At 63.3% G+C, this 16,269-nt stretch carries 14 protein-coding genes; 9 read left to right on the top strand and 5 right to left on the bottom strand.

Annotated features, from left to right (window positions below):
• Positions 1-155: 155 nt before the first annotated feature.
• Positions 156-1,529 carry a magnesium transporter gene (gene mgtE, locus K6M89_RS04615; protein ID WP_222138570.1) on the top strand — a complete coding sequence of 458 codons (1,374 nt, stop codon included), beginning with the start codon at positions 156-158 and terminating at the stop codon, positions 1,527-1,529.
• A gap of 122 nt (positions 1,530-1,651) precedes the next feature.
• Here the strand turns inward: mgtE and K6M89_RS04620 are convergent, their stop codons facing one another.
• Positions 1,652-2,125 (bottom strand): Lrp/AsnC family transcriptional regulator, encoded by a 474-nt coding sequence (locus K6M89_RS04620; protein WP_003587651.1) that lies wholly within the window; start codon positions 2,123-2,125, stop codon positions 1,652-1,654.
• 145 nt (positions 2,126-2,270) lie between these two features.
• Between K6M89_RS04620 and K6M89_RS04625 the strand changes: the two genes are divergently transcribed.
• Complete coding sequence (locus K6M89_RS04625) at positions 2,271-3,176, top strand: DMT family transporter (RefSeq protein ID WP_222138571.1); 906 nt, start codon at positions 2,271-2,273, stop codon at positions 3,174-3,176.
• Between the two features lie 80 nt (positions 3,177-3,256).
• On the opposite strand, the gene K6M89_RS04630 is transcribed toward K6M89_RS04625, so the two are convergent.
• Together K6M89_RS04630 and K6M89_RS04635 are read right to left on the bottom strand one after the other, a co-directional pair.
• Positions 3,257-3,871 (bottom strand): L,D-transpeptidase, encoded by a 615-nt coding sequence (locus K6M89_RS04630; protein WP_064682023.1) that lies wholly within the window; start codon positions 3,869-3,871, stop codon positions 3,257-3,259.
• 136 nt (positions 3,872-4,007) lie between these two features.
• A complete protein-coding gene (locus tag K6M89_RS04635; RefSeq protein WP_222138572.1) occupies positions 4,008-5,672 on the bottom strand; it encodes an electron transfer flavoprotein-ubiquinone oxidoreductase in 1,665 nt (554 codons plus the stop codon).
• Positions 5,673-5,919: 247 nt separating this feature from the next.
• On the opposite strand from K6M89_RS04635, the gene K6M89_RS04640 reads away from it, so the two are divergent.
• Complete coding sequence (locus tag K6M89_RS04640) at positions 5,920-6,708, top strand: SDR family oxidoreductase (protein WP_222138573.1); 789 nt, start codon at positions 5,920-5,922, stop codon at positions 6,706-6,708.
• 11 nt (positions 6,709-6,719) lie between these two features.
• Here K6M89_RS04640 and K6M89_RS04645 read toward each other — a convergent pair whose 3' ends face one another.
• A complete protein-coding gene (locus K6M89_RS04645) occupies positions 6,720-7,598 on the bottom strand; it encodes a phosphotransferase family protein (RefSeq protein WP_222138574.1) in 879 nt (292 codons plus the stop codon).
• Between the two features lie 290 nt (positions 7,599-7,888).
• Here K6M89_RS04645 and K6M89_RS04650 point away from each other — a divergent pair, with 290 nt between their 5' ends.
• The 6 genes from K6M89_RS04650 (at position 7,889) to K6M89_RS04675 (ending at position 15,374) form a co-directional block, all read left to right on the top strand.
• On the top strand, positions 7,889-9,178 hold the full coding sequence (locus K6M89_RS04650; RefSeq protein ID WP_222138575.1) for an efflux RND transporter periplasmic adaptor subunit: 1,290 nt from the start codon (positions 7,889-7,891) through the stop codon (positions 9,176-9,178).
• Positions 9,175-12,291, top strand: a complete 3,117-nt coding sequence (locus K6M89_RS04655) for an efflux RND transporter permease subunit (RefSeq protein ID WP_222138576.1) — start codon at positions 9,175-9,177, stop codon at positions 12,289-12,291. Before K6M89_RS04650 ends, K6M89_RS04655 begins: the two co-directional genes overlap by 4 nt.
• Before the next feature lie 255 nt (positions 12,292-12,546).
• Positions 12,547-13,839 (top strand): Hsp70 family protein, encoded by a 1,293-nt coding sequence (locus tag K6M89_RS04660; RefSeq protein ID WP_222138577.1) that lies wholly within the window; start codon positions 12,547-12,549, stop codon positions 13,837-13,839.
• A gap of 68 nt (positions 13,840-13,907) precedes the next feature.
• Positions 13,908-14,798, top strand: coding sequence for a uracil-DNA glycosylase (locus K6M89_RS04665; protein ID WP_222138578.1), 891 nt, complete (start codon positions 13,908-13,910; stop codon positions 14,796-14,798).
• A 132-nt stretch (positions 14,799-14,930) separates the two neighbouring features.
• On the top strand, positions 14,931-15,122 hold the full coding sequence (locus tag K6M89_RS04670; protein ID WP_222138579.1) for a hypothetical protein: 192 nt from the start codon (positions 14,931-14,933) through the stop codon (positions 15,120-15,122).
• 93 nt (positions 15,123-15,215) lie between these two features.
• On the top strand, positions 15,216-15,374 hold the full coding sequence (locus K6M89_RS04675; protein ID WP_183840730.1) for a hypothetical protein: 159 nt from the start codon (positions 15,216-15,218) through the stop codon (positions 15,372-15,374).
• Here the strand turns inward: K6M89_RS04675 and K6M89_RS04680 are convergent, their stop codons facing one another.
• Positions 15,375-16,247 (bottom strand): hypothetical protein, encoded by an 873-nt coding sequence (locus K6M89_RS04680; protein ID WP_222138580.1) that lies wholly within the window; start codon positions 16,245-16,247, stop codon positions 15,375-15,377.
• Between the last annotated feature and the right edge of the window lie 22 nt (positions 16,248-16,269).

Genomic DNA, 16,269 nt, shown 5'->3' on the forward strand with positions numbered 1-16,269 from the left:
CCTGTCTTCCACGGATTTCAACGGAGCCATCACTCAGATGCCAAGCGACAGTAGCAGTCGATTGCCCTTGCCGTACGCGGCCCTCGTGCGCTGACCGACTCCTGTCGGCTCGCCCGTCGGGACGCTACGGCGGATCGACGGAAAGGCGAGCCTCAATGAATATCAATCGCTTCCCTCTTCGGGCAGGCCATGCCGCCCGTGCCTTCATCAACAACAGCCGCGGTGCAACGATCGCCGAGCGCGTCGACGCGTTGAACGCACTCACCGTCCAGGATGCCGGCCGCGTGCTGACCGGCATGCCGCTCGACTATGCCGTCAACATTCTCGACCGGCCGGAGCTTCGCAACGCGGCGCAGATCCTGGCGCTGCTGAGCGCCGAGGATGCCGCACGGCTGCTGCACGGCATGTCCAACGACCGCGTCGCCGACGTGCTGCTCGAACTCGACGGCGAGACCCGCGCCCGGCTGTTCGCCAGCCTCGACGAGCCGGTGCGCATCGCCATCCAGCACCTGATGGGCTATCCGCCGCGCACCGCCGGCGGCATCATGACGACGGAGTTCGTCAGCGTGCCTGACAGCTGGACCGTTGGCCAGACGCTCGACCATGTGCGCCAGGTCGAACGTTCGCGCGAGACCGTCTACGCCATTTATGTGCTCGACGAGGCAAGCCATGCCCTCATGCATGTGGTGACGCTGCGCCGCCTGATCACCGGCGAGCCCGGTGCTTCCATTCTTACGGTGGCGCAGAAGGGCGTTCCGGTTGCGGCCGATCCGTTGATGAAGCAGGAGGATGTCGCCCGGCTGATCCGCAAGCACGATCTGCTCGCTTTGCCTGTGACCGACGAACATGGGCGGATGCTCGGCATCGTCACCGTCGACGACGTGATCGATACGATGATCGCCGATACGACGGAAGCGGCCCAGAAGTTCGGCGGCATGGAGGCGCTCGGCCAGCCCTATATGAAGATCGGCTTCGCCGGCATGATCCGCAAGCGCGCCGGCTGGCTTGCCGCACTCTTCCTCGGCGAAATGCTGACGGCAAGCGCCATGCAGCATTTCGAGGGCGAGCTGGAAAAGGCCGTGGTGCTGACTCTGTTCATCCCGCTGATCATGAGCTCGGGCGGCAATTCCGGGTCGCAGGCGACATCGCTGATCATCCGGGCCTTGGCGCTCGGCGAGCTGAAGCTTTCGGACTGGTGGAAGGTGCTCTTCCGCGAACTGCCGACCGGCATCGTGCTCGGCGCGATCCTCGGCCTCGTCGGCTTCATCCGCATCGTCTTCTGGCAGACCGCCGGGCTCTACGACTACGGCCCGCACTGGCAGATGGTGGCCATCACGGTGTTTGCCGCTCTGATCGGGATCGTCACCTTCGGCTCGATCTGCGGCTCGATGCTGCCCTTCGTGCTGCAGAAGCTGCGGCTCGATCCGGCCAGCGCCTCGGCCCCCTTCGTCGCCACGCTGGTCGACGTCACCGGGCTCGTCATCTACTTCTCGGTGGCGCTGCTCATCCTCAGCGGGACGCTGCTGTAGCGCCTGGGATTTGCCCCTCACCCTAGCCCTCTCCTTGTCAAACGGGGAGAGGGGACGTGCCCTGCGAGAGCGGAGCGAGGGACGGAGAGGCTGCGGCGGGCTCCGAGCACTAGGCCGAGAAATCATTTTCCCTCGGGCAGCTTCAGCGGCCCGTGCGTCTTGATGCTGCGGATGGCGAAGTTCGACCGGATGTCGCTGACGTTCGGCAGCGTCAGCAGCGTCTCCGTTAGCAGCCGCTCATAGGCGGCGAGATCCTCCACCACCACTTCGGCGAGGAAATCGGCCGTTCCCGAGATCAGGAAGCAGGAGACGATCTCGGGGATGGCAAGCAGCGCCTTCTGCTGCGCCTCGGAATTCTCGCGGCTGTGGTGGACGACCTTGAATTCGACGAAGACCGTCAGGCCGAGACCGACTTCCTTGCGGTCGATATCGGCGGTGTAACCGCGGATGATGCCGGAGCGTTCGAGATTGCGGATGCGGCGCAGGCAGGGCGACGGGGAAAGATTGACCTTCTCGGCGATCTCGACATTGGTGGCACGCGCATCCTCCTGCAGGCATTTCAGGATGGCGATATCGAATTTATCGAGATTTGGCATTTTCATAATATCCATTGGCATCATTTGGCAGAAGATTGCGTATAGCACGAATTTCCAGCCACAGATAGCAAGGACATGCCCCGGCATCTGGCGTTAATCTTTCCTTCAACCGGACAGGATCCGGACGGAGGAAAGGATTAGGACGATGAGCACGATCGCATTTTCAAACGACAAATTGCCTTCGCAGTCCCTCGGTTATGCCGCCGGCACGATTACCGTGCTGATCTGGGCGACCTGGTTTCTGGCGACACGCCACAGCGCCGCGACCTCGCTCGGCCCAGTCGATATCGGCCTCATCCGCTTCGGCATTCCGGCGCTCGTGCTTTCGCCCGTCTGGCTTCGGATCGGCCTGCTGCCGAAGGGGCTGCCGCTGCATGTGCTGACGATCATGGTCGCCGGCTGCGGCGCAATCTTCTTCCTGGTGACGACCCTTGCCATTCACTCCACGCCGGCCGCCTCTTCGGGCATCCTGCTCGGCGGCTCGATGCCGCTTGCCACGGCATTGATCGGCATTCTGCTGTTTCGGGAGCGGCCCGATGTCACGCGCATCGCCGGGCTGCTGGCGATCGTCGGCGGTGTTCTCATCCTGCTCGCCCGCAGCCTTGGCGATGCCTCCCTGCCCTGGACGAGCTTTGTCCTGCTGCCGGCTGGCGCCGTGCTCTGGGCAAGCTATACGCATGCTTTCCGCCGCTCGGGCCTGACCGCCATTCAGGCCAGCGCGTTGATTGCCGTCTGGTCTTTCCTGATCATGGCTGTGCTGGCCCTCGTCTTCGGCATCTCACTGCCGCAAGCGACGCTTCCCGAAATTGGCCTGCAGGTGTTGAGCCAGGGCATTCTTTCCGGTCTCGTCGCCATGGTCGCCTATGGCACGGCCGTCCGCACCCTCGGCGGAACGCAGGCCGCCGCCTTCACGGCGCTGACGCCGGTTCTGGCGACGCTCGGGGGCGGCTTCCTGCTCCGCGAAACGGTCGGCACAGCCGAAATCAGCGCCGCCGTCATCACCGGCATCGGCGTGGCGCTCTCGACGGGGATTGCCGCACGCCGCCGCTGACGCGCCAACGTCGGCGCCAAGCCAAAAGCCGCCGGCAGCCAGGACTGCGGCGGCTTTTTTGATGGGTCCGCTTTAGCCGCTCAAGCCTGGATGACGACAACCCTGGCGCCGACTTCGACGCGGCTATAGAGGTCGATCACGTCATGATTCATCATGCGGATACAGCCGCTCGACATCGCCAGCCCAATCGATTCCGGCTGGTTGGTGCCATGGATGCGGAAATGGGTATCGTTGCCGCCGCGATAGAGATACATCGCCCGCGCGCCGAGCGGGTTGTTCGGGCCGCCCGGCATGCCGCCGGCAAGCCGGCGGTAGCGCTCCTCACGGCGCTGCATGTTTTCCGTGGGGGTCCAGCTCGGCCATTCGGCCTTGCGGCCGATATAGGCATTGCCGGCAAATGCCAGCCCTTCGCGGCCGACACCGACGCCATAGCGCATCGCCCTGTTGTCACCGAGAACGTAGTAGGCGCGACGCGCGGGTGTGTCGATGACGATCGTGCCCGGCGCGTGAGAGCTTTCGTAAGCCACCTCCTGGCGGCGCAGCTCCGGCTTGATCTTGTCGATCGGCACCTGCTTCAGCGGAAATTTTTCGTCCGGAAGCGCAGCGTAATTCGTCTGGCTGTTGAGACCGGTCGAAGAGCAGCCGGCAACAAAGAGCGGCAGAGCGATCAGAAAGCCGCGACGGGAGATCGTCATGAATGTGTCCTTAGTGCGTCAACACGATGTCGCAAGCTAAGGAAATTATGGTTAATGAATCGCTAAGGACGGCCGTGGGAATATGATCACGAAGGCGTCAGCGGGTGAAATTGCCGGCCGCAGCCGGCAATCGCCCTCACATATTCGGATAGACCGGTCCCTCGCCGCCCTGCGGCGGCACCCAGTTGATGTTCTGGTTGGGATCCTTGATGTCGCAGGTCTTGCAGTGCACGCAGTTCTGGGCGTTGATGACGAAGGCCTTGTCGCCATCCTTCTCCACCCATTCATAGACGCCGGCCGGACAGTAACGGGTCGACGGGCCGGCATAGATGCCGAGCTCGGAGCTCTTCTGCAGCGCCATGTCCTTGACCTGCAGGTGCACCGGCTGGTCTTCCTCGTGATTGGTGTTCGACAGGAACACCGAGGACAGACGGTCGAAGGTCAGCACACCATCCGGCTTCGGATAGGCGATCGGCTTGTGCTGCGAGGCCGGCTCCAGCGACTGCGCATCGGTCTTGCCGTGTTTCAGCGTGCCGAAGAAGGAAAAGCCGAACAGCGTATTGGTCCACATGTCGAGGCCGCCGAGTGCCACGCCGAGGGCGGTGCCGAACTTCGACCACAGTGGCTTGACGTTGCGGACCCGCTTGAGATCGCGGCCGATGTCGCCCTGGCGCCAGTCGTTCTCGATCTCGACGACTTCGTCATGGCTGCGGCCTGATACAATCGCCGCCGCCAGCTTCTCGGCCGCCAGCATGCCCGACAGCACCGCATTGTGGCTGCCCTTGATGCGCGGCACGTTGACGAGACCGGCCGAACAGCCGATCAGCGCTCCGCCGGGGAAGGAGAGCTTCGGCACCGACTGGTAACCGCCTTCGGTGATGGCGCGCGCCCCATAGGAGAGCCGCTTGCCGCCCTCGAAAGTGCCGCGGATCGCCGGATGGGTCTTGAAGCGCTGGAACTCCTCGAACGGGTAGAGATAGGGGTTCTTGTAATTGAGGTGAACGACGAAGCCGACCGCCACCAGATTGTCCTCGAGGTGATAGAGGAAGGAGCCGCCGCCGGTCTTCATGCCGAGCGGCCAGCCGAAGGAGTGCTGCACCAGGCCCTGTTTGTGGTGCTCCGCTTTAACCTGCCAGAGCTCTTTGATGCCGATGCCGAATTTCTGCGGCTCGCGATCCTTCTGCAGGGCGAACTTGGCGATCAGCTGCTTGGCGAGCGAGCCGCGCACGCCCTCGCCGATCAGCGTGTATTTGCCGCGCAGCTCCATGCCGCGGGTATAGTTGGGACCCGGCTCGCCGTTCTTCTCGATGCCCATGTCGCCGGTGGCAACGCCGTTCACCGCGCCCTTGTCGTCGTAGAGCACCTCGGTTGCGGCAAAGCCCGGGTAGATCTCGACGCCGAGCTCCTCGGCCTTGCCGGCCAGCCAGCGACAGACATTGCCGAGCGAGACGATGTAGTTGCCGTGATTGTTCATCAGCGGCGGCATCATGAAATTCGGCAGGCGGATCGAGCCGGCCGGGCCGAGCAGCAGAAACTGGTCGTCTGTCACCTCAGTTTTGAAGGGATGATCGGCCTCATCGCGCCAGCCGGGCAGCAGCCGATCGATGCCGATGGGATCGACGACGGCGCCCGAGAGAATATGGGCGCCGACCTCGGCCCCCTTCTCCAGCACGACGACCGACAATTCCGGATTGACCTGCTTCAGCCGGATCGCCGCCGCAAGCCCGGCAGGGCCTGCTCCGACGATCACGACGTCGAATTCCATGCTCTCGCGCTCGGGCAGCTCAGTCGTCTCGGTCATTCATTCGTCTCCGCTTGGCCACCTGTGGCCATCATCCCATGGTCCCTGTCTTGTCAAAACGACGAAGCATTGTCGAGCCGGGATGCGACAGCCAATCCTCAATTCGCACAATGATATTCAGCCGATCGAAAATTTATAATAACGCTTACGTTAACGTCAATTGGGAAACCCCGGTCGGGTTACCGCTCTCCCTTTCCTTTTTCGTCGCCTGCGCCTTATACATCGCTCGAAGACATCGGAGGATATCATGGATCTCGGCATCAAGGGCAAAAGGGCACTCGTTCTCGCCTCCTCACGCGGGCTCGGCCTCGGCATTGGCGTGGCGTTGGCGCGGGAGGGCGCCAACGTGCTGCTCTGCGGGCGCAGCGGCGAGCAGCTCGAGGCCAATTGCAAGGCAATCAACAGCGAAGGCAATGGCCGGGCTGACTGGACCTGGGCCGACCTCGCAGACGAGCGCTTCGTCGAGACGGCGACGACGGCCGTAAAGGACAAGTTCGGCGGCCTCGATATCCTCGTCAACAATACCGGCGGACCGACGCCCGGCACGACCGAGGAGATGACGGCCGAAAAGCTCGAAGCCTACTTCCTCTCCATGGTCGCCCGCGTGATCACCCTTACCAATGCACTGCTGCCTGATATGAAAGCGCAGGGCTGGGGCCGCATCCTGACGGTCGCCTCATCGGGCGTGATCGAACCGATCGCCAACCTGGCGCTGTCGAATACGCTGCGCCCGGCGCTTGCCGGCTGGAGCAAGACGCTTGCCGCCGAAGTGGCGAGCTTCGGCATCACCACCAACCTGCTCCTGCCCGGCAGTATTCTGACGGCGCGGCTCGACGATCTCGATGGCGCCGCAGCAAAGCGCACCGGCAAAAGCCTCGAGGAGATCCGCGCCGACAAGGAGGCGCGCATTCCAGTCGGCCGCTACGGCCGGGTGGAGGAGTTTGCCGCAACGGCCGCCTTCCTCTGCAGCCAGCCGGCAAGCTACATCACCGGCTCGCTCATCCGCTGCGACGGCGGCGCGGCGCGATCGGTCTAGTCAGAGGCTGCTCAGGCGCGGGCCGCCTGAGCAGCCCAGCTCGTCGCGCTGCGGATCATCTGCTCGACATTCCCCGGATCGTCGGCAAATTCGGCGAGTTCGGAAAGCCGGTGGAAACCGGTCATGATCGCGATGCGCCGCCGGTCGAGCCGGCGGCCGGTCAGGATTTCATAGGCCGAGATGATGCGCGCGGTCAGATCGGGCGAGATGAAGTTCGAATAGACGAACTCCCGGTGCAACGGCCCGAAACCGGAATCGGCGAAATCGTAAAGGCCGTTGAGCCTGCCCTGCCGGAAGTCGAAGGCCATGTTCCAGCCGTGGCCGTCGAAAAAGCCGTAGACCTTGCCGTAGGGATCCGGCGGCAGAAATTCGAAATCCGAAATGACGACCTCGGCAAAGCGCTGGATGTCAGCCGGCAGCAGCGGCAAAGCCTTCTTTCGCACCACGTCCGGCGATTGCCACGGCTGGATCGCCGTTGCGCCGGCCGCGCGCAGGCGGTCAGCGTCGAGCGCATGCAGCTCGGCGTAAAAGCGCGCGAGATCATCCGCCAGGCGCTGGCGGTCGCCCTCCCCGAGCGCGTCGTAATCTTCGGCAATAAGATGTTCGCCCTCCAGCTTGGCGTGGCTGGAGAAGATCGGCGGGCCGTCGTGTATGCGCATGTCGGGAACCGCAATCGACAGCGACGGCCTGATGATGTCGAGCAGGGCGGCTTCCCTCACCAGCGCCCTTTCGGCGCCGAGGTGGCGCGGAAACTTGAAGATCAGCGTGTCGTCGACGTCGACCGCCATCGAATCCCAGCCCTTCGCCGCCAGCTTGAAGACGGAGGCCGTTAGTTGGGGAAACACCCTTATGATGAGCGAGCGAAATTCGCTGGCGTCCAACTCAGTCATGACGACCTGCCTCCTCTGTTTTTCCGCCGTTCTTTGCGTGCTGCGATCCGGTGCGGGAACGGCATCAGCCTGCGCCGCGGACCGCCGGCAATGCCGCCACGGAGCCGCGTCGAGCGCACTCCTATTATATTAGTATAGTTTGAATATTACGGAATATTCATTACAAAATTTTAAGCCGTTATAACCACTTAGTGATCGCGACCGGGGAATTATGTCTTTTTTGCGCCGCAATATAAGCGGCTCAATCGGAGCATAAAATTCGCAACCCTTGCTCAACCCGGTCCCGCCCCATGAAGAAATTTTGGATCACCGTCAGTATTATCGCCGTTGCCGCCGTCGGCCTCTGGCAATTCGGCAATATGATCCCCTATGCCTCGCATATTCCCTACCTGTCGGAGCTGATCCGGCAGCCGGCCGGCGGCAATGGCCAGCAGGGGCAGGCCGACCAGGCCCAGGACGGCGGACAGCATCAGGGCGGCGGGCGCAGACGCGGCGGTGGCGGCCCGACCGTCGTCAAAACAGTCGCAGCCGTCAAAACGACGCTGCCGATGGATGTGACGGCGTCCGGCTGGGCTGATGCCGATGACAACACGACCGTCGCCGCACAGGAACAGGGGCTGATCGTCAGCATCGCGGCGCAGGACGGGGCGACCGTCAAGGCCGGCGACCTGATCGCCAAGCTCGACGACCGGACGGCCAAGGCGGCCGTCGACAAGGACAATGCGATGATCGTGCGCGACACGGCGACGCTTTCGGAGGCCGAGACCGCGCTGGTGCGTGCCCAGGATCTGTTCGACCAGAAGGCCGGCACCCAGCAGAGCCTCGATCAGGCGAGAGCCGCCCGCGACACTGCCGCCGCGATGGTCGATGCGGATAAGGCAACACTTGCCTCCGATCAGATCCTGCTCGAGCATACCGATATCCGCGCGCCCTTCGACGGCCGGCTCGGCGATATCGCCGTCAGCAAGGGTGCCTTCCTCAATGCCGGCGCGGCCATCGTCACCATCGCCAAATATGATCCGATCTATGTGAAATTCCACTTGCAGGAACGTTATCTGCGCGAGCTGAAGAAGGCACTCGCAGCCGGACCGGTCGAGGTCAGCACGGCGCCCAATTCCACCAAGGGCCAGGTCCGCAAGGGCGAGATCAGCTTCTACGACAACACGGTCGATACGGCCTCGGGCACGATCCTCGCCAAGGCGAAATTCGAGAACGCCTCCGGCGCGCTCTGGCCCGGCCAGTCGGTCAATATCGTCGTGCATTTCAACAGCAAGGAACAGCAGGTGGTGGTGCCGACGGTTGCCGTCAGCCCCGGCCCCGACGGTTTCTTCGCCTTCATCGCCAAGGACGGCAAATCGCATCTGACGCCGGTCACCGTCGCCCGCGCCAATGGCGGCTTCACCGCCATCGAATCGGGGCTTTCCGAAGGCGACCATGTCGTCGTCGAGGGCCAGGGCCAGCTCAGCGATCAGCAGGCGATCCACGAAGAGTTCGACGAAAAGGCGCTCAATGTCGCCTCCGCCGACGCGCCTCGGCAGCCGCAGCAGTCCGAGACGATCACGGTGGGAGCGCAGCAATGATCCCGAATTTCTGCATCCAGCGCCCGGTCGCCACGACGCTGCTTGCCATCGGCGTCATTCTGACCGGCCTTGCCGGTTACCGGCTCGTGCCGGTCGCGGCCCTGCCGCAGGTCGATTTTCCGACGATCAACGTTTCGGCACAGCTGAGCGGCGCCTCGCCGCAGACGATGGCGACGTCGGTCGCCACGCCGCTGATCAAGCAGTTCGAGACCATTCCCGGCATCAGCGAGATTAGCGCCTCGAGCTCGCTCGGCAGCACCAGCATCGTGCTGCAGTTCGACCTCAACCGTGATATCGACGCGGCCGCGGCCGACGTGCAGGCGGCGATCTCGCACGCCACCCGGCAGCTGCCCGACAATCTGACCACGCCGCCGAGCTATCGCAAGACCAACCCGGCCGATGCGCCGGTCATGCTGCTCTCGGTGCAGAGCAACACCATGCCGCGCAGCAAGCTCGACGAGATCGCCGAAGACATCATCTCGCCGTCGCTTTCCACCCTCCCGGGCGTTGCCCAGGTCAGCGTCTTCGGGGCGCAGACCTATGCGGTGCGCGTCGAGGTCGATCCCAACAAGTTGCTCACCCGCGGCATCGGCATCGACACCGTCAACAAGGCGCTTTCTGCCGCCAACAGCCAGCAGCCCGTGGGCACGCTGCAGAACAACGCGCAGAGCATGACCATCACGGCGAATACGCAGCGCACCAATGCCGAACAATTCCGCTCGCTGGTCATTGCCAATCCGAACGGCGCGCCGATCCATCTCGGCGATGTCGCCGACGTGCAGGACGGCGTCGAGAACCAGTATACCGGCAGCTGGTATGACGGCCAGCGCGGCATCATCCTCGCCATCCAGCGCCAGCCGGATGCCAATACGGTCGACGTCGTCGACGCGATCAACGCCAAGCTGCCGCAGCTTCACGCCGAAATCCCGGCTTCGGTCACGACTGTCGTCATGAACGACGCCGCAAAACCGATCCGTGCGGCCATCGCCGACGTGAAATTCACGCTGTTCCTGACAATCGGCCTCGTCGTTCTGGTCATCTATCTCTTCACCGGCCATGCGACGGCGACGATCATTCCGGGGCTCGCCGTTCCGCTGTCGCTGATTTCGACCTTCGGCATGATGTATGTGCTCGGCTACAGCATCGACAATATCTCGCTGCTCGGGCTGACGCTCGCGGTGGGGCTGGTGGTCGACGACGCGATCGTCATGCTCGAAAACATCCTGCGCCATGTCGAGGAAGGCATGCCGGTGCGGGAAGCGGCGATCAAGGGAGCGGGCGAAGTCAGCTACACCATCATTTCCATGTCGGTTTCGCTGACCGCCGTCTTTATCCCGATCCTGCTGATGGGCGGCGTCGTCGGTCGCGTGTTCAACGAATTCGGCATGGTGGTCGCCATCGCCATCATCTCGTCGGCCATCGTCTCGCTGACCGTGACGCCGATGCTCGGTTCGCGCCTCTCCAACAATCACAGCCGGCCGCCGCTCCTGATCCGCCTCTTCGATGCGGGTTTCGAGCGGACGCTCAGCGGCTACGACAGAGCGGTCGGCTGGTGCCTGCGTCATCGCGTGACGATCCTCGGCGTGTTCCTCGGCTCGGTGGCGCTGACGATCTATTTCTTCATGACGCTGCCGACGAGCTTCTTCCCGCAGGAGGACATCGGCCGCCTGACGATCAGCACCCAGGCCCGCCAGGATATTTCCTACTCGGCAATGGAGGCGCTGCAGCAGCAGGCGGCAGCCGCCGTCAAGGCAAACCCGGCGGTCAACCACGTGATGTCGACGATCGGCGGCAACCCGAACAAGCCGCAGAACAACGGCTCGATGTTCGTCGAGCTCAAGGACAAGAAGGAGCGTCCGCCGCTCGACCAGACGCTGCGCGAGCTGCGCACGGCGATCAACAAGATCCCCGGATTGCAGGCCTTCGTGACGCCGAACCAGAGCCTGCGGTTCGGCGGCCGCCAGACCGCCAGCCAGTATCAGCTGGTGATCCAGGCGCTGAGCGCCGACCAGACCAACCTCTGGGCCGGCAAGATCCAGGCGGCGATGCGCAAGGACCGGCTGTTCACCGACGTCACCTCGGACGCCCAGAACAACGCCCTGCAGGCCAATATCGTCATCGATACCGAGCGGGCGGCCGCTTATGGGATCGACAATGATACGCTGCGCACGACGCTGCAGGAATCCTTCAGCGGATATACGGCGGCGGAAATCCAGTCGACCGGCGACAGCTACGACGTCATCGTCGAATACGACACGAGCAAACCCTGGGACGACCAGAAACTGGCGGAAATCCGTGTCGCCTCGTCGAATGGCAGCCTGGTGCCGCTTTCGAATTTCGCGCATGTCGAGCGCACCACCGGCCCGGTCACCATCAATCAGACCGGCCAGCTCGTCTCGACCACCGTCTCCTTCAACCTGCCGGAGGGCGTCTCGCTCAGCGACGCGACGGCGGCGATCGACCAGATCAAGAAGGAGATCAGCCTGCCGACCGATGTTTTCACCTCCTATGGCGGTACGGCCGAAATCTTCCAGCAGTCGCAGGGCAATACGCCCTACCTGATCCTTGCGGCCGTCCTGACCATCTATGTCGTGCTCGGCGTGCTCTATGAAAGCTTCATCCATCCGCTCACCATTCTCTCCGGCCTGCCGGCCGCCGCCTTCGGCGCGCTGCTGGCCCTGAAGATCATGGGCTTCGATCTGTCAATCATCGCCCTGATCGGCCTGCTGATGCTGATCGGCATCGTCAAGAAGAACGCGATCATGATGATCGACGTGGCGGTGGACACCATGCGCACAACCGGCGAAAAGGCGACGGCGGCGATCCACGAGGCCTGCGTGCGCCGCTTCCGGCCAATCATGATGACGACCTTCTGCGCCCTGCTCGGCGCCCTGCCGATCGCGCTTGGCACCGGCGCAAGCTCGGAGCTGCGCCAGCCGCTCGGCATCGCCGTCGTCGGCGGCCTCGTTGTCTCGCAGTTGCTGACGCTGTTCATCACCCCTGTTATCTTCGTCGAGATGGACCGGTTCGGAAACTTCCTCGGCCGGCTGATGGGCGGCACGAAGGTCGAGGCGCCGGAGTTGCAGGAGGCCAGGGCAATGGCTGCCGAATGATGACGGCCCTCTGACTTCGGTATCGCCAGCCCTTGCGGCGCACGTCTTCTCCCCCAGGGAGAACACTTCTTCCCCAGGGGAGAAGACTTCTTCCCCCGGGGAGAACACGTGCGCCTTCGATCCCATCAACTTTCGATCCTCTTGAATGTGTCACGCCTCTGTGGCATCACCCGCCCTCCTGAATCCGGGCGTCCTTTCGCCCTTCACGGAGCGATGCTCCGTCCCCAATGACAATCGGCATGAAGAGGTGCGGGCATGGCTCAGGCGCTGGGTTTCGACTTCGGCACGACGAATACGGTTCTCGCCATGGCGGATGGCGGGGCAACGCGCTCGATGGCGTTCACGAGCACGGCAGGAACCGCCGACAGCATGCGCACGGCGCTGTCCTTCATGAAGGATGCCCAGCTCGGCGCCTCGGCGCTGAAGGTGGAGGCAGGCCATGCGGCGATCCGGCAATTCATCGACAATCCCGGCGAATGCCGCTTCCTGCAATCGATCAAGACCTTTGCCGCAAGCGCGCTGTTCCAGGGCACGCTGATCTTCGCCAAGCGCCATAATTTCGAAGATCTGATGGAGATCTTCGTGCGGCGCCTGCGCAACTATGCCGGCGACAGCTGGCCTTCCGATGTCAGCCGCATCGTCACCGGCCGTCCGGTGCATTTCGCCGGCGCCAGCCCGGATCCTGATCTGGCGACCGAACGCTACAACGAGGCACTGTCGCGCTTCGGTTTTCCCGAAATCCACTATGTCTACGAGCCGGTCGCCGCCGCCTTCTATTTCGCGCAGAACCTGAAGCAGGATGCGACCGTGCTGGTCGCCGATTTCGGCGGCGGCACCACCGACTATTCGCTGATCCGCTTCGAGACCGTCGCCGGCAGGCTGACGGCAACGCCGATCGGCCATTCCGGCGTCGGCGTCGCCGGCGACCATTTCGACTACCGGATGATCGACAACATCGTCGCGCCGCTGATCGGCAAGGGCAGCCATTTCAAGAGCTTCGACAAGGTTCTCGAAGTGCCGTCCAACTATTATTCCAGCTTCGGCCGCTGGAACCAGCTGTCGATCTTCAAGACCACGCGTGAATTCGACGATCTGAAGAAGCTGGTGCGCACCAGCCTGGAGCCGGAAAAGCTCGAGATCTTTATCGATCTCATCGACCATGACGAAGGCTACCCACTCTACCAGGCGGTCTCGGCGACGAAGATGGCACTCTCGGCCGCCGAGGAGGCGCCTTTCGATTTCGCGCCGCTTGGCCGCGGCGGACACCGCAGCATCAAGCGCAGCGATTTCGAAGGCTGGATCGCCGAGGATCTCGCCCGCATCGAAGCCGCGCTCGACGAGGTGCTCGACAAGACCGAGACGAAGGCTGCCGAGATCGACAAAGTGTTCCTCACCGGCGGCACCTCCTTCGTGCCGGCGGTGCGCCGCATCTTCACCGAGCGCTTCGAGCGCGACCGGATCGAAAGCGGCGGCGAACTGCTGTCGATCGCCCATGGCCTGGCGCTGATCGGCGAGCGCGACGACATCGCGCAATGGACTGTGCAATAAAGCCGGCAGGAGCGGCCAATGTGCCGCCCGCCCTTTCAATGCCCATTTCTCTCCGTTAAGCTTGCCGCATGATCTCCGCCAACGACCTTTCCCCCGCCGAGCTGGCAGCGCTTCTGCATTTCCATGCGGATGCCGGCGTGGAGTGGCTGCTGGAGGAAGAGGCGGTCGACCGCTTCGCCGAGTTCGAGGCGATGAAGGCGGCGCGCCGTCCAGCGTCGACGCAGCAGGAACGTCCAGCGGCCGGGGAGCGCCCAAGCAGCGGAGAACGCCAGACATCGCAGCGCCCGACGGCAGCAGCGCGTCCGGCCCCGGTCTCCGGCCCGCAACCGGCGATCCCCGACGGCGAGGCTGTGCAGCAGGCGCGCTTCGTCGCCGAAGCGGCGCGATCGCTGGCAGAGCTCAAGACCGCGATCGAAGCCTTCAACGGCTGCAATCTCAAGCACAGCGCCCGCTCGACCATCTTTGCCAGCGGTGACGCCGAAAGCGGCATCATGGTGATCGGCTCGGCGCCGAGCGCCGAAGACGATCGGGAAGGCCTGCCCTTCTCGGGAAAGTCCGGCCAGTTGTTCGACAAGATGCTGGCAGCGATCGGGCTGGACCGCTCGAGCGTTCTGCTGACGCAGGTCATTCCCTGGCGCCCGCCCGGTAACCGGGCGGCGTCGGCGGCCGAGATCGACATCTGCCGGCCCTTCATCGAACGACAGATCGCGCTCGCCGAACCGCAGGCAATCCTGCTGCTCGGCAATTTCGCGGCACGGTTCTTCCTCGGGGAAAACGATACGATTCACGGCCTGCGCGGCCACTGGAAGGACATCGTCATCGCCGATCGCGCCATTCCGGCCATCGCCAGCCTGCATCCCCAGGATCTGTTGACCGCACCCGTCAACAAGCGGCTGGCCTGGAACGATCTTCTCGCCTTTCAGGCGAAACTCAAATCCCTCTCTCTGCTCAGAAATTAGCCGAAGTTGAATAATTCATGAAGAACGCCATGCACTTTTCGCATGGCTGCATCGCGCCAGCATGCATTGTAGAATCTATGTTGCACTGCAATATAAGCCTGTGTCTTGGGAGGAATCACAGGAACCAAGGCCATGAACAAGAGATTTCGTCCTATTCATTCCGGGTTTGAAACCCTTCGCCTTGCCGGCGACCAGCTTCGCTCCACACATGGCTACAGCCGCTTCGGCTTCGCCACGAACGAACAGATGATTGCCCGCGGCACCGGCATCAACAGCCGCACGGGGCGCCCGAACGCCATTTTTTCGGACTTCCAGCAATACTGAGCGGCAGCCGCTACAGCGCCGCGCATCTCTCCAGACGTGCAGATGTTGCTGTAGCGCTTTGATTTTGCTGCCTTTTAAATGTCAGAGTAACTTATGTCAACGATCCTGCTATCGCTTCTGCGCAACATCGAAACCTTCGAGCATATCCGCGCCGCGGTCTGCGCCGCGCGCGAATATGAGCGCGAGCTCTCGGTAAAGCCGGCCAATGCCGCCGCGGATCTTGGCGCGGGCTCAGCAGCGATCGTCCTGTAATCACACCGCCAGCGCGTCGATCCGGGCCTTCGCCCATTCGAAGGCTTCGTCGACATAGGCGAACTTGACCGCCTGCCAGGCGCAATATTCCTCGACGAAATGCCGCGATATCCACAGATGCGTCCTGCGCGGCTCATCATGCCAGCCGACGCAGCCGCGCTGCGCCGCCTTTGCCAGGAGCCGCTGCAGGTGCGTGCGCGACATCATGAAATCGGCGGCAAGCGCGCGGGTTTCGACGCGGCCGACGAGAAACTTGCCCGCGCCGGTGTCTTCCGGATCCATCCTGGCGATGAAGTTGTCGACGACGAGGCCGCCGGCTTCGGTCCAGAGGAACAACGCCACCTGCTCCGGCGGCTCGCGCCAGGCGGCATCTTCCAGGCAGTGGCGGGCAATGCGCGGCTGAACGAGCCTCATCAATGATGGATTTGCCTGGAAAACAGCCGCCCGTTCACCGGCGTCGAGCAGGTCGAGCGCGGCGAGATTGGCATGAATCCAGGCAAACATCGCCTGGTGGCTGACATTGGCGGGGTCGAAATGGCGCGGCCGGCGCCGCTCGTCGCCGGGCGTATGGGTGATGAAGCGGTAGGTAAAGAGCTCTTCGATGAAGGCGAGCACCGTGTTACGGCTGGCCACCTTGTGGGCGGTGATGCGGCCGGTCAGCCGAACGGCGGTAAGACCCGAGGTCGGGTCGCGCGGATCATATTCCAGGTGGAGGGCATAGGCGGTCTGGGTCAGCAGCCAGCGCTGGTGGGAGGCGAGCAATCGCGCCAGACGCGGGCCGGCATCGAACATGCCGCGCGTCTGCCCGGCCAGAAAGCGAATACTGGTCAGAAAGGAGCAGTTCCCCGCCAATTGCTCCGCCGTGAACGCCATTATGCTTTTCTCCACCTCCGCT

The organism is Rhizobium croatiense (assembly GCF_019793465.1).
Classification (GTDB): domain Bacteria; phylum Pseudomonadota; class Alphaproteobacteria; order Rhizobiales; family Rhizobiaceae; genus Rhizobium; species Rhizobium croatiense.